Annotated in this window: 11 protein-coding genes and 3 tRNA genes; 10 read left to right on the plus strand and 4 right to left on the minus strand. The window is 56.2% G+C overall.

Annotated features, from left to right (window positions below; translation table 11 throughout):
• The first annotated feature begins 183 nt into the window (after nucleotides 1-183).
• Together ACMXX3_RS01370 and ACMXX3_RS01375 are read left to right on the plus strand one after the other, a co-directional pair.
• Nucleotides 184-681 (plus strand): ribose-5-phosphate isomerase, encoded by a 498-nt coding sequence (locus ACMXX3_RS01370; RefSeq protein WP_421083020.1) that lies wholly within the window; start codon nucleotides 184-186, stop codon nucleotides 679-681.
• Complete coding sequence (locus tag ACMXX3_RS01375) at nucleotides 681-1,559, plus strand: Fpg/Nei family DNA glycosylase (RefSeq protein ID WP_421083021.1); 879 nt, start codon at nucleotides 681-683, stop codon at nucleotides 1,557-1,559. The genes ACMXX3_RS01370 and ACMXX3_RS01375 overlap by 1 nt, the downstream gene beginning before the upstream one ends.
• A gap of 65 nt (nucleotides 1,560-1,624) precedes the next feature.
• On the opposite strand, the gene ACMXX3_RS01380 is transcribed toward ACMXX3_RS01375, so the two are convergent.
• Nucleotides 1,625-2,320, minus strand: coding sequence for a hypothetical protein (locus ACMXX3_RS01380; protein ID WP_421083022.1), 696 nt, complete (start codon nucleotides 2,318-2,320; stop codon nucleotides 1,625-1,627).
• 226 nt (nucleotides 2,321-2,546) lie between these two features.
• Here ACMXX3_RS01380 and ACMXX3_RS01385 point away from each other — a divergent pair, with 226 nt between their 5' ends.
• Nucleotides 2,547-3,299, plus strand: a complete 753-nt coding sequence (locus ACMXX3_RS01385) for an HAD family hydrolase (RefSeq protein WP_421083023.1) — start codon at nucleotides 2,547-2,549, stop codon at nucleotides 3,297-3,299.
• Here ACMXX3_RS01385 and ACMXX3_RS01390 read toward each other — a convergent pair.
• Nucleotides 3,296-5,071, minus strand: a complete 1,776-nt coding sequence (locus tag ACMXX3_RS01390; protein ID WP_421083024.1) for an FAD/NAD(P)-binding protein — start codon at nucleotides 5,069-5,071, stop codon at nucleotides 3,296-3,298. The genes ACMXX3_RS01385 and ACMXX3_RS01390 overlap by 4 nt on opposite strands.
• A gap of 180 nt (nucleotides 5,072-5,251) precedes the next feature.
• Here ACMXX3_RS01390 and ACMXX3_RS01395 point away from each other — a divergent pair, with 180 nt between their 5' ends.
• The 5 genes from ACMXX3_RS01395 to ACMXX3_RS01415 are packed head-to-tail and all read left to right on the plus strand — an operon-like array spanning nucleotide 5,252 to nucleotide 11,443.
• Complete coding sequence (locus ACMXX3_RS01395; RefSeq protein ID WP_421083025.1) at nucleotides 5,252-6,847, plus strand: TIGR04028 family ABC transporter substrate-binding protein; 1,596 nt, start codon at nucleotides 5,252-5,254, stop codon at nucleotides 6,845-6,847.
• Nucleotides 6,848-6,856: 9 nt separating this feature from the next.
• On the plus strand, nucleotides 6,857-7,792 hold the full coding sequence (locus ACMXX3_RS01400; protein WP_421083026.1) for an ABC transporter permease: 936 nt from the start codon (nucleotides 6,857-6,859) through the stop codon (nucleotides 7,790-7,792).
• A gap of 3 nt (nucleotides 7,793-7,795) precedes the next feature.
• Nucleotides 7,796-8,599: an ABC transporter permease gene (locus tag ACMXX3_RS01405; protein WP_421083027.1), complete on the plus strand. Its 804-nt coding sequence runs from the start codon at nucleotides 7,796-7,798 to the stop codon at nucleotides 8,597-8,599.
• A complete protein-coding gene (locus ACMXX3_RS01410; RefSeq protein WP_421083028.1) occupies nucleotides 8,596-10,176 on the plus strand; it encodes a dipeptide ABC transporter ATP-binding protein in 1,581 nt (526 codons plus the stop codon). Before ACMXX3_RS01405 ends, ACMXX3_RS01410 begins: the two co-directional genes overlap by 4 nt.
• Before the next feature lie 25 nt (nucleotides 10,177-10,201).
• On the plus strand, nucleotides 10,202-11,443 hold the full coding sequence (locus tag ACMXX3_RS01415; protein ID WP_421083029.1) for an alkylhydroperoxidase domain protein: 1,242 nt from the start codon (nucleotides 10,202-10,204) through the stop codon (nucleotides 11,441-11,443).
• A 133-nt stretch (nucleotides 11,444-11,576) separates the two neighbouring features.
• Here ACMXX3_RS01415 and ACMXX3_RS01420 read toward each other — a convergent pair.
• Nucleotides 11,577-11,650, minus strand: a tRNA-Gly gene (locus ACMXX3_RS01420).
• 6 nt (nucleotides 11,651-11,656) lie between these two features.
• Nucleotides 11,657-11,727: transfer RNA gene (locus ACMXX3_RS01425), tRNA-Gly, on the minus strand.
• A gap of 158 nt (nucleotides 11,728-11,885) precedes the next feature.
• Between ACMXX3_RS01425 and ACMXX3_RS01430 the strand changes: the two genes are divergently transcribed.
• Nucleotides 11,886-11,960: transfer RNA gene (locus tag ACMXX3_RS01430), tRNA-Pro, on the plus strand.
• A 112-nt stretch (nucleotides 11,961-12,072) separates the two neighbouring features.
• A complete protein-coding gene (tig, locus tag ACMXX3_RS01435; RefSeq protein WP_421083030.1) occupies nucleotides 12,073-13,371 on the plus strand; it encodes a trigger factor in 1,299 nt (432 codons plus the stop codon).
• The last annotated feature ends 306 nt before the right edge of the window (nucleotides 13,372-13,677 follow it).

Consider the following 13,677-nt stretch of genomic DNA (forward strand, 5'->3'; position numbering starts at 1 on the left):
ATATAGTTTTCAAACAGGCCAGAGGCGGGGTAATGAACTACGTCTCGGCCTCTCGGTGTGACTACAATCGAAAGAAATCACACACGACATACGAACCCCATTCTATGCCCCGTGGCGTGATTTACCTAACTAACATTAAAGGACTGGTCCGCTGACCTGCCCTCATACCGCTAAGGAGCTCCCGTGCGCGTCCATATCGCAACCGACCACGCAGGCCTTGAACTCAGCCACTACCTCATCGAGCAGCTCACCGAGGCTGGCTACGACATGGTAGACCATGGCCCTGCCGAATACGACGCCCTGGACGATTACCCCAGCTTCTGCATCAACGCCGCCCTGGCCGTCCGGGCTGACCGGGAAGCGGGCCTGGATTCCCTCGGAATTGTGCTGGGAGGGTCAGGCAACGGGGAACAGATGGCCGCAAACAAGGTTGAAGGTATTCGTGCGGCGCTGGCCTGGAACCACGACACAGCCGCTCTGGCCCGCGAACACAACAATGCCCAGGTTGTAGCGGTGGGCGGCCGCCAGCACACTAAGGAAGAAGCCCTGGAGATTATCAAGGTCTTTCTCACCACCGAGTGGACCAACGAAGAACGCCACGCCCGCCGCATTGGCCAGATGGCCGAATACGAGCAGACCGGCGCAATCGCCGGCAAGCAGATCGACAGCTTCGAGGACTAATGCCAGAAGGGCACTCAATTCACCGCCTGGCCCGCCAGCTCACCGACGTTTTTGCCGGTGAAAAGCTGGCGGTCACCAGCCCCCAGGGGCGATTTGCGGACGGCGCAACCCTGCTGGACGGCCACGTTTTCGACTCTGCCTACGCCCACGGCAAGCACCTCTTTGCCCGCTTCTCCAACGACCTTTACCTCAACGTCCACTTGGGGATTTATGGGGCATTTACCTTTGGAGGCGATGAGCATTTTACGGGAGCATCCTCCATTGGGGCTCCCCGAAAAATCGGGGAGCAAGAGGATCACCGGAGCGAACTGTCAGCTGAGCCTCCTGCACCCCGGCCGACCACCCGCGTCCGCCTGGTCTCTGCCCACGGCTGGGCTGATCTGGTTGGCCCCACCATCTGCCGGACCCTCACACAAGAAGAGGTGAAGGACGTCCGAAAGAAGCTGGGCCCTGACCCCCTAAATCAGGACGCCAACCCCGCAGCTTTCTATACAGCGGCAGCAAAGACTTCCCGGCCGATCGGGGTTGTTCTCATGGACCAGGCCTGCATTTCAGGTGTGGGCAATATCTTTAGGGCTGAGTCCCTCTACCGTTGCGGAATCGACCCCTTCCGGCCCGGCAAGGACTGCAGCCGTGAAGAACTTGAAGCCCTCTGGGCCGATAATAAGCACCTGCTTGAGATTGGGGTGAGGGTAGGACGCATTATCACCACCGACCCGGCTGACCGGCGCGGCATTCCAGAAGATGAGGCCTGGCCTGACCACGCCAACTATGTTTACCACCGCCAGGGCCAGCCCTGCCCCCGATGTGGTGCCAGCATAGCAATGGAGGAAGTGGCAGGGCGCAAACTCTACTGGTGCCCCGGCTGCCAGCGGTAAGCGTCCGACCACAAAAACAGAAGCGGTCCCCGGTGATGAACCGGGGGCCGCTCTTTGGTTTACCCCTAGCGATCGGGGATATCTGACAGGTTAAAGGTGGTAGTGCCGTTGGTGCATTGGACGGTGACCGGGCCCGTTACCGTGCAGGTAAGTCCCATCCAACTCAGGGACTGGCCCTCTTGGAGGGGGGTATTGGTCTTGAACCAGTCATGGGTAGCGGCCCGGCCCTGGGCCTGAACAGTCCGGGGAGTAGTTGCCGTAGGGCCTAATGAAACAGACTGGAGAACCCAGTTCTTGGAATCATCTGTCATGCAAAAGACTCCGTAGGGTTGCATGAGGCAGGCCACCTGGGGGTCTGGGGTTTGGAATACAACTGAGGGCTGATCTGCCATGGCAAAGGAATAGGCTGCTGGATCAACCGGGGTTCCCTGCACGATGTCAGTGGTCAGCAGGGTCGCCGGATCAATGGTAAAACCGTCATTGACCGGGGGAGTGAGTGCCGTGGCACTCGGTGCTGCTTCAACGACGGATTCAAGGGGGGTGGGCTCGGGCTCCGGGCTCGTTTCCACCGGGGCATCAGGGGTGGGGCTGCTGCTGACTGTGGGGCTTGGGCTGGCAGTGGGACTTGCAGCAGTGGTTTCGCTTGACGGGCTTGTCACTACTGGGGTTTGAGTGTTACCGCACCCTGTCAGAAGCAGGACGCAGGTTGCAAGCAGGGCGCAGGTAGGGGCCAAAGGTGCGAGGGGAGTTGAGAAAGCCATAGGTAATCAATCATATAGTTTGAGTAAAGTGGGTGCCGTATCTCCATCCTAGGGGATAGGAACCTGCTGGCCTATCTACAGAACCCTTCTGTTTCAGTGCCCAAAGACAACGTCACGGGGCCGGGACAGACTCTTTCCGGTAGAGGGTGGTTTCTCCCCTCGATATCCGGCAGTACCCGATATGCTGGTGAAGAGTTACACGCCAAAATGACATCGAAGGGCTCCTATGCGTGATACCGGATACTTTCTCGACCAGGCAAACCTTGTGCTCTTCGACCTCGATGGCACCTTGCTCGATAGCGATACCGCAACGGCAGTGGGTTTTAACCGGGCGGTACGGGAATTCGGTTTTGAAGGAGAACTGGACGACACCCAGGGCTATCTACAGGCCTGGGCAGATATCCAGCGGGAAGATTTTCAGCGCTACTTGGCAGGTGAGCAAGCCTTTGATGAAAACCGGCTCTTTCGCACCTCCAGCCTGCTCCACCTGATGACCGGCGAACAGCAGAGCGCAGATCGGGCCCAGAAGTTCCTGATGACCTTACAGGAAGAGACGCGAAAGGCCTGGTCATCTTTTGCTGAAGTAGATAGGTTCTTTGAACAGCTGGGCCAGCGCTATAGCCACCTCCAGGTGGCAGTCATTTCCAACGGTTCGCAATTTACCGAGCAGAAGAAACTCGATGCAATCGGCCTGCACGATATGCCGCTGTTCTCCTCAGAACGGGTGGGCATGAGCAAGCCTGACCCCTATGTTTTTCGTTTTGTATGCGCCCAATTAGAGGTAGATCCGGCCTATGCGGTGCATGTGGGAGATAACTACATCGCGGACGTTGCCGCCCCGGCCCGGGCGGGCCTGCAGGCTGCCTGGGTGAACCGCCACCGTCGGGGCCAAAGGCTGCTGCCGCGCGGTACCGTCCGCGTTTCAGATCTCACAGGCCTGCTGGACGTGACGGTACCGGCTCAACGACGCTTCTTCTAATTCATCTGCCGGATTCTCTCAAGGACAGTCCTAGCTGCCTTATCAGTTTCTTGCAGGAAAAGGGGGTCTGTGCCCGGCATCGGTGAAATCGTGGTGTCAGGGTGCTGGGTGCCAGTTGGAATCCCAATGAGCAAAACACGGGGGTCTAAACCACCGTCTTCGTGAACAAGTAAACGAGTTGCGGGGTCCGTCTCTGGTGACCCGCTTCCCCGGAAGGGACGCATTCTTTCCTTCAAACTCAGTAACAGAGAATCACTAGTGTGGAAGGCGTCGGGCTTGTGCATCCAAGCATCAACAAGTACAGCCCCGGTGACCGCTTCCTGGGATGTGGCCGTCCGCATAACCCATTCGCCCTTCTCTGCTGTGATAGAGGGGCGGGCACCTGCAAAGGAAATGAGGCCGGCATGTATCAGCGCTAAAAGTTGCCTGGATCGGAAGGCCGGCGGGCCTGAGCCCACCATCTGCCCCATTTTCATAAAACGGGACACCTCAGCCTGATCCTCATAACGTCCACCAGAACCTAAGATCATGATACGTTTTCGGACCGAGGAAATAACCCAGAGAGCATTTTTCAGGGGACTTGAAGCAGCCAGCTCAGCGTGGTGGATATCCTGCTCCAACCGGGTTGCTACATGGGAGGTGAGCTGATCAAGGCTTCCTACAAAATCACCGAGAGGGTTGACCCATTCCTCAATCTGGAAGGACGGATCTTGGGCCAGGACGTCCGAGAGAATGGCAGGGTAGACCTGGTCCCTAAAGCTGATGGAATCATCCCTGGCTACTAAACGCTGGTAAACCTCATCAAAGGCAGGTGTAGGAGCCACAGGCGGAAGATCTCCATACTCACTCTTAGGCAAGAAGGGGTAACCGCGCCCGGAAGCCACCACTAGGTGAGGCTCAGCCCCGCTTGCCTCGTAGCGAAGGCCCCCAGGTGCCTGCTCATCAGGAAGAAAGCGTCCACCCCGGTCTAAGGTCACCAAAGCCATCAGATCGAAAAAGCCCATGCCAAGTCCCCGAACAAGCACCTTCTGGCCCGAGGACGCAGCTGGTAGCTGGCGGATACCGGCCTGAAGCAGGGGGTTGGCAGGCTTCACCCAGGGAAGACCAGAAAGGGCCAACTCTTCTTCATGGCTGGACTCTGCAGGAGTAATCCAGCCCAAAGCCAGAACAGTAACATCAGAGTCAATAGACCCGCCACCGGCCAGCTGAATACGGTCAAAAGTCCGGCCAGCCTCAGTAACCTCCGTCAGCGACACCGCCTGATCTCGATGCGAATAAACCTGAACCGTATCGGGTAACCTATCCAGCGCAATCTCAAAACACCACTTCAAATATGCCCCGTAGAGGGCTCGGGAAGGATTCGACTCCGTTCGCGTCACAGAAATTTCATCTTCAAAAGACGCAATGAGATGACGCAAATCTTCACTAAATACCGGGGCGGACGCATCGGCAGGGTAAGTCTCATACAGGGAGTAAAGGGGGGCATCCAGATCCCCCCGGATCCGCTGGATCCACTCAAACATGGTTGGCCCCTGCTGAACCGGAATCCCAAGGGTTGATCCGGGCTCAGTAAACAGGGTTACGGCACCAGCAAGCGTATTCATGCACAGGGCACGGGTCTGATCGGTCAACCACACAGCACCAGCCCCCACCTCAGAAACATCCACTAAATGAAGATGTACCTGCTGACTAGGAGCAGCGGCTCCAATTCTTTCAAGAACAGATATACCCCGAGGCCCCACCCCGACAATTGTTACGTTTACTACGCGCACTTTGAAACTCCACGAACATACTGGCTAACGTTATTCCAACCGGTTGCCCGGCGCTCGCTCTCCAACCTATCACCGGTAGTCCCAGCCCAGCGCAGGACCGTAACACTTCTCAACCTATCCCCAAGAAACCAGCAAGGATGGCCAACCGTGTCCCTCACCAGGCGGCAATACTTCAGCATCATGACAGCCGGCAGCCTTGGAGCCCTTGCCGCCTGCAGCGCTCAGCCAGAAGAACCTGAATCCCCGCGAACCCTGACCTATCTTGACTCAGCAACCTGGACCACCCTGTATCCACCGTCAGTAGGCTTCTATCCCAACGGTGGAATCATGAACAATATCGCTGACCGCCTGCTCTACCAGGACCCTGTCACCAGGGAACTCCATCCCTGGCTGGCCACCTCCCTGCCCGAAGTCAGTGCAGATGGAACCCAATTCACCTTCAAACTGCGGCAAGGCGTCACCCACTCAGACGGTACCCCACTCAACGCCCAGAACGTTGCGAACAACTTTGACCTGTACGGTAAGGGAGATAAGGACCGTAAACTCACGGTCTCAGAACAAATCACGGGATATGCGTCCAGCGAAGTCCTGGACGACTACACCGTTCGGTTTACCTTTGAAAAACCAGCCTTAGGCTTCCCCCAGGCAACCAGCTCAATGAACGCTGGAATCCTCTCGGATGCTTCCCTGGCCCTTGATACCACCGGATTCGGGCCGGGTAGCGCCACCAAAGTTGTAGGGTCTGGCCCCTTTGTGATCAGCCAGGAAAATCTGGGAACTGAGCTGGTTCTTACCGCCCGTGAAGACTACAACTGGGCACCTCCCGTCCTCAAGCACCAAGGACGAGCCCTCCTCGATCAGATCACCATAGCCCTGGCCAGTGAAGATAGCGTCCGAGTCGGAGCCCTCATCGCAAACCAAGCACAAATCGCTCGCCAAATCGAAGCACCTGTTGAAGACCACATCATTGACCGAGGCCTGCAGGTAGTTGCTGCTGCCACCAATGGCGTTAACAACACCTGGGACCTGCGCTTCCAGCACCCCATCCTGTCAGATATCCGAGTCCGGCAGGCAATCCGCTCAGGAATCGACCGCGAGCATATCGTCAAGACCCTATTTTCTCCACGGTACAAGCTGGCAACCGGGCCACTTGCCTCCGGGGCCCTGGGATACGTCAACCACGAGGGCGCTTTCACCTATGATCCCGATCAGGCTGTAGCCCTGCTCGAAGAAGCAGGTTGGGTGATGGGGGAGGATGGCATCCGCACCAAAGACGGCCAACGGCTCTCACTCACCGTCAACTGGGGAGCAGTTCAGCCGCGCAACCGGGAACAATCAACAGTTATCCAGGAACAACTTCGACGAATCGGCATTGAAATCAACATATTTCCCGGTGACCGCTCTGCCCAAAGCGCAGCAACCCTGGACCATACCATTATTCAAATCAACTCATCCATGGTTGGACGAGCTGATTACGACGTCATCAAGAGTCAGTACTGCAGCGAAAACCGCGACTCCCTGCTGAACCTCAACCCCCAAACAGAAGAAATCGGTGACCAGGAACTTGAGGATCTCACCTACCAGGTCGCCCAGGCCGCGACTGAAGCCGAACGGGCAGAAGCGTCCGCCAAAATACAGCAGCTGCTCATTGACAAGGCCTACACCATCCCAATCTTTGAAGAGCCCCAGGTCTTTGGGCTGCAACCGAATATTTCAGGTTTCACCACCGACCCCATAGGACGCCCCAGCTTCTACGCTGTTACCTTCAACGCATAAGGCCTAACCATGACTGCACGTACCCTATCCACTCGAATCCTGCAAGCCCTCATCGTACTGCTTGCAGCCTTCACCCTTGCTTTTACCCTGCTCACCGCCCTACCCGGTGACGCTGTGACCACCCGCTACGCAAACCCAGAATTAGGCCTTTCAGAAGCTCAAATTGAAGAAATCAGAGCCAGCTACGGGGCTGACAAACCCCTGATCGTTCAATATTTCATCACCCTGGGCCAGTTCCTCACCGGAAACTTCGGTTACTCCGTCAATTCAGGAACTGCCATATCTGAGCTGATGAAATCAGCCTTACCCGGCACCTTGACCTTGGCGACGCTAGCCTTCATCGCATCGGTCCTCCTCGCCTTCTTCCTGGCCTATCTAGCAACCAAACCCCGTTTTGAACCCCTTACCCGCCTCGTCCGGAACCTACCTCCGGCCATGAGCTCAGTCCCAAGTTTCTTAGTGGGTATCCTTCTCATCCAGTTGGTCTCCTTTCAACTGGGTTGGGTCCCGGTGTACGGTGCAACTCCAGCCCAAGAGCTGATCCTCCCGGTCGCAACCCTAGCTGTGCCGCTTTCAGCCCCACTAGCCCAAGTTTTGATTCGCTCTATTGATGAGGTCTACAACCAACCGTTTGTGACCGTTGTGAAGTCTCGGGGGGCAAGCGAACACTGGGTGTTTTGGCGAAGCGTCCTGCGGAACGCCCTCCTGCCAGCCATTACGGTTGCCGGCATCATCTGTGGCGAACTGATCAGCGGCGCTGTGGTCACCGAAGCAGTATTCGGCCGAGCCGGTCTAGGAAACATGACGGTCCAGGCTGTAGCCAACCGAGACACCCCTGTTCTCCTAGCAATCGTCGTCATAGCAGCTACGGCCTACGTCCTCATCAACCTCATCATCGACCTGCTCTACCCCCTCCTTGACCCCCGACTGCGTCAGAAGGCCTAAAACATGAAAAGCAACTACACAAAACCATCCGCCCTTCTGGCCTACTTGGTTGTAGCCATCGCGGTCCTGTGGGCCTTGGCTCCCTCCTTATTCACCACCGGTAACCCCACCGTAGGCACAGACTCAGCCTTGCTAGCCCCCAGCCCGGAACATTGGTTTGGCACGGATCCTGTGGGCCGCGATCTTTACACCCGCGTGATTTATGGGGCCCGTCACTCCCTACTGGGTGCACTCATTGCTGTAGGGGTGGGGCTCGTTTGCGGCACCGTGTTAGGCCTGCTCGCCGGTACCCTCCGGGGACTCACCGAAACCATCATTATGCGTCTGGTTGATGTCCTACTCTCCATTCCTTCCCTGCTCCTTAGCCTCTCAGTGCTTATCATTCTTGGCTTCGGAACAGCCAACGCCGCCATTGCAGTTGGTATCACCTCCATAGCAATGTTCGCCCGGCTGGTGCGGTCCCAGGTCCTAGCAGTAGCCCAGAGTGACTATGTTGAGGCTGCCTACGGCGCCGGATCAAACACCCTGTCCGTACTTACCCGCCATATCCTGCCCAACTCTCTCACACCCGTCCTTGCCCTCATTGCCCTCCAATTTGGCTCAGCCCTTCTTCAGCTAGCCACCCTGGGATTTCTCGGCTATGGCACCCCGCCACCGACCCCAGAATGGGGCCTACTCATCGCTGACTCCCGCGCCTTCCTGGCAACGAGCTGGTGGCTCACCATCTTGCCCGGTTCAGTCATTGTTGCAGTAGTGCTTGCAGCCAACCACATCAGCCACACCATCACCCAAGAGGCCAACCGATGACCACCCTGCTCACAGTCAAAGACCTCAACGTCTCCTACTCCACTAAAAAAGGCACCGTTCAAGCCGTTCACGGAATCAGCCTCACCGTCGAACCCGGTCAAACCACCGCTATCGTAGGTGAATCAGGCTCCGGAAAATCAACAACGGCAATGGCAATCATAGGACTACTCTCACGAAATGCCACCGTTTCTGCCGGCGAAATTAGCCTGCGCGGTGAAACCGTCACAGCAAGCATGAGGGGAACCCGGATCGGGCTCATACCCCAGGATCCTGCAAATTCGCTCAACCCCACCCAAACCATCGGGGCTTCTATCAGCGAAGGTTTACGAATCCATCGACTACCGGCAAGCAAGGAGCGGGTGCTAGAACTGCTGGCTCAGGTTGGAATCGACGACCCTGAGCGTCGTTACCACCAGTATCCACACGAACTATCCGGTGGCATGAACCAGCGGGTGCTCATCGCCGCTGCCCTCGCCTTGGAACCGGATTTGCTGATTGCCGATGAACCAACAAGCGCACTCGATGTCACGGTTCAAAAAGTGATTCTGGATCTGATCGACACCATGCGGGTTCAACGCGGAATTGGCGTTCTCTTCATCACCCATGACCTAGCCGTTGCAGGTGATCGGGCCCACCGAATCGTCGTGATGCAAAACGGGCAGGTGGTGGAAGAGGGGCTAGCTGCAACCGTGCTTACCAACCCAGCCCAGCCCTACACCCGCAGGTTGCTGGACGACGCCCCGTCTCTAGTCACATATGTTTCTGTAGGCCAAACCGGCCGGCAGGTCATTCCCTGGGAAGAAGAGAAACCCAGTCTGCTTTCGGTACGGGATTTCGGCCAGAACTTTGGCGACTTTACCGCCGTAAAGGACGTCAGTTTTGACGTTCCCCAGGGATCTACCCATGCGATTGTAGGGGAGTCGGGTTCAGGGAAAACCACCCTTGGTAGGGCCATCGCCGGCTTTGCTACCCCCAGCGAAGGCACCCTCCACCTGGACGGTCAACCCTTTGTGCGCGGCCGGGCCCACCACCGCAAAGTACAGTTGGTTTATCAAAACCCCTACTCCTCCCTCGACCCACGTCAGACAATTGGGGCAGCCATCGGAGAGGGCCTCAGAAACTTTACCCAGCTCACGCCAAGCCAGATCCGGGACAAGGTAAACGCTTACCTTGAACTGGTAGCCTTAGACCCTGCCTTGGCCAGCCGTCGCCCCAGAGAGCTTTCTGGCGGGCAGCGACAAAGAGTTGCTATTGCCCGAGCTTTAATCCTTGAGCCTGAACTCGTAGTGCTCGATGAGGCCGTTTCAGCTCTTGACGTAACCGTCCAGGCTCAAATCCTCAAGCTCCTCTCAAAGCTGCAGGAGGAACTAGGACTGACCTATATTTTCATTTCCCACGACCTTGCAGTGGTCCGGCAGATTTCGGATACGGTATCTGTGATGAGCCGGGGGCGTCAGGTTGAATACGGGCCTACCGGTCAGGTATTTAGTTCACCCCAGCACCCCTTTACCCGAACTCTCATTGAAGCTATCCCGGGTGAGAGCTACCGGCATGGCCTGCTCAATACCGGGCTCTAGGCTTGAAGGAGGAAGGATAATAATTGTGACTGTAGACATTATTAATCTCTTGTCAGGAACTCAGCTTCCTGAACGGTCCTTGCGGCAACAGGCGGTAGAGAATGCCCAGTTTTCATTTGAGGCTCTCCTTGAAGGTGAACTACCTGAGCGCTATGCGGTAGCTGCGTTTGTTGCGGGCCTTCACCGTTCACCCGCAGTGAATTTTTACCTTGATCTCTTAGAGGACGAAACCCCAGAACTTGTTGGCCTTCTCCACCAGCTTCTGGCCACTGCTCTCGAAACGGCCCCTTCTGGACCAGCCGCGAAGGGGGAAGGAGCGGCGTTTTCTTCCCGGCAGAGTATTGACGCTTCAGTGCCGGACCGTCTTGCTGCCGCCCTGGATTACGCCCACTTCGCTGTTTTCCGCCCAGCTGATGCTAGCCCGGAGTACGTACAGCCCCTTGCCCGTGTCTTTGATGCAGATGAAATCGTGACCTTAGCCCAGCTTGTAGGTTTCTTAGCCTTCCAGCTGAGGGTGGTTCAAGGGCTTAGTGTTCTAGGTGGTACCTACCGGACGGGGGACGGTAAGGGTACTGTTTTGCTCAAGGGGCAGCACCTTGGGCAGCCCCAGTCAGTAGCCTCGGTAAGCCCTGAGCAAACTTGGGAGAGGGGACAGGTTGAGATTTTATCCTACCCTGATGTCGTTGAACCCACTAGGTATGTCCATCACTCGCTGGGCTGGCTACCGTGGGTGCCAGATGTTAGCCGGGAGAGTCTCACCAATGACCAGATCGACGCGATGATTCGACCAGAGCGCGTCAACTCTGCCTACTTCCGTCTGCTGGCCCGAAATCCGGCGGCGCTCAGGGCCCGTACCCTAACTGATTTGGACATTTTTTATAATGTTGAAGGCGGGCTTGGTCGAGCTGAGCGGGAACTTGCAGCCACCGTTGCTTCGCGTCTGAACGGGTGCATTTTTTGTGCTTCTGTTCATGCTGGCCGCACCTTAGAAGAATCTGAAGGACGGCTGAAAGATGTTGAGGCCCTCTTGGATGAAGGGGTGGAAGCCGATCTCGGCTCTGATCTGTGGAACACTATTGCGCGAGCTACCGTGGCCCTGACCCGGACGCCCGTCGAGTTCTCTGAGGAGCACCTGCAGGATCTACGGGATTTAGGTTTGGCAACAGCGGATATCATCGATGTCATTCAGGCCGCAGCCTTCTTCAATTGGGCAAATCGACTGATGCTCCCACTTGGCACAGCTGTTCTTCCCCGGCGGTACCGTTAATTAATTCCTCGAGTGATCTTGGGGGGCCACTCACTGTGTGGTCCCCAGGATTACTGCGGGTGGGGGAAAGGAAGCTTAGGGCGAATTTATCAATAAAGAAAGACCTCGTTGAACAATCAACGGGGCCTTTTCTTGGAGCGGCTGACGGGAATCGAACCCGCGTATCAGGCTTGGGAAGCGTGCGCTCTACCATTGAGCTACAGCCGCATGAAGAGGGGATGACGGGAATCGAACCCGCGTAATCAGTTTGGAAGACTGAGGCTTTACCATTAAGCTACATCCCCGAATGGGGGCGTCCTTGTGAGGACTGTTCTAGTAAACCTGATTCTGGAAAGAGTGTCAAATTGCAACAGAATTTGTGGTGATTCTTTGGGTGTTGAAAGTGGTAGAGTTAGGTAATACGGGAAGTTGCGGCTAAACTGGTTGTTGCCTTCCGTGCAAACGGGGTGTGGCGTAGCTTGGCTAACGCGCCTGCTTTGGGAGCAGGAGATCGCAGGTTCGAATCCTGTCACCCCGACGTGAAATAGAGCGACCCGCCGGAATCGGCGGGTTTTTCTATAGAACGATATGTTTGCCGCATTCTTACTTTTGGTGTGCGGTCCCTTCAAGTAATCAGGAGATCAACGGACGTGAAGACTGCCGTCGAGAAGCTCAACCCCACCCTCGCAAAGCTCGAGGTTGAGGTTCCTTTCGCTGAATTCAAGACCTACCTTGACCGAACCTACAAGTCACTGGCAAACCAGATTTCAGTTCCTGGTTTCCGCAAGGGCAAGACCCCTAAGGCTCTGATTGAGCAGCGTGCAGGCTTCGACTTCATCGTCGAAAACGCCCTCAACGACGCGCTTAACGAGTACTACGGTCAGGCACTGGCTGAAAACGAGCTGACCCCCCTGGCTCAGCCTGAACTGAAGATCATCGCTAAGCCTGAAGAAGGCAACCGCGAAGCTGACGTTAAGCTTGAAATTGAAGTTACTGTTCGCCCTGAAATCGAGCTGCCCGACTACTCTGGCATCAAGGTTGAAGTTGCAAACGTTGAAGTGACCGAAGAAGACGAGCAGAAGGCTCTTGATAACCTCCGTGGTCGCTTCGGCACCCTCAAGGCTGTAGATCGCCCTGCAGGCGATGCTGACTTCCTGACCATCAACATTGCCGCTGAAATTGACGGCGAGCAGATTGATGCAGCTAATGACCTGTCTTACCAGGTTGGCTCCGGCACCATGCTGGACGGTCTGGATGAGGCTGTTCTTGGCCTGTCAGCTGGCGAGGACGCCACTTTCGTGACCAAGCTGGCCGGTGGCGAGCACGCTGGTGAAGAGGCAACTGTCAAGGTTGAAGTTACCGCTGTTAAGGAACGTGAACTGCCTGAAGCAGATGACGATTTCGCCCAGCTGGCTTCCGAGTTCGACACTATTGCAGAACTCAAGGAAGACCTCAAGAAGCAGGCTGCCGAGGCAAAGGTTGCCGAACAGGGCGCTGAAGCTCGTGACAAGGTTCTCGACGCTCTCGTTGAGCTGGTCGAGGTTCCCGTCCCCGAAAAGGTTATCGAAGACCAGCTGAACCAGCACTTCAACGCTCCTGGCCAGGAAGCTGACCACGACACCGAAGAGCACCGTGCAGAGGTACGCGAAAACACCGAGCGTGCATTCAAGAACGAAATGATCCTTGACGCAATTGCTGAAAAGGAAGAAGTTTCTGTTGAGCAGGCTGAGCTGATTGATTACATCATCACCATGAGCCAGCAGTACGGTATGGACCCCAACCAGTTTGCCCAGATGCTGGATGGTTCCGGCCAGTCCGGCATGATCGTCGGTGAGGTCCGCCGTTCAAAGGCTCTGGCTGCAGTTCTGTCCCAGGCAGAGGTTAAGGACGCTGACGGCAACTCTGTTGACCTGTCCTCCTTCCTCGGTGAGTCAGCTGACGCCGAATAAGGATTGCTCTTGAGATAGTTTGTGAACTGTCGAGCATAGTTTTTTGAAAACCCCCGGTAGTGCCCAGGTGCTGCCGGGGGTTTTGCTTGCTCTAGAAAAGTCCTTGAGGCTATTGAGGTGCGGGAGCCAGGGGAGTAGGAGGTAGGGCGAAATAAGAAGGCAGAGCGAAAAGGTATGAGTTCTGGTGAATAGTTGTTCCCAAAAATGAATTAAGGTACGGATTTCTATCCTAATATTTGCAAAGTTAGGTGAGGCTAACTATAGTTGGTGGAGTCAAGCCTGAATAAAGACCACCAGGCACATCAC

Origin of the sequence: Rothia nasimurium (genome assembly GCF_049068285.1) — a bacterium.
Lineage (GTDB): Bacteria > Actinomycetota > Actinomycetes > Actinomycetales > Micrococcaceae > Rothia > Rothia nasimurium_I.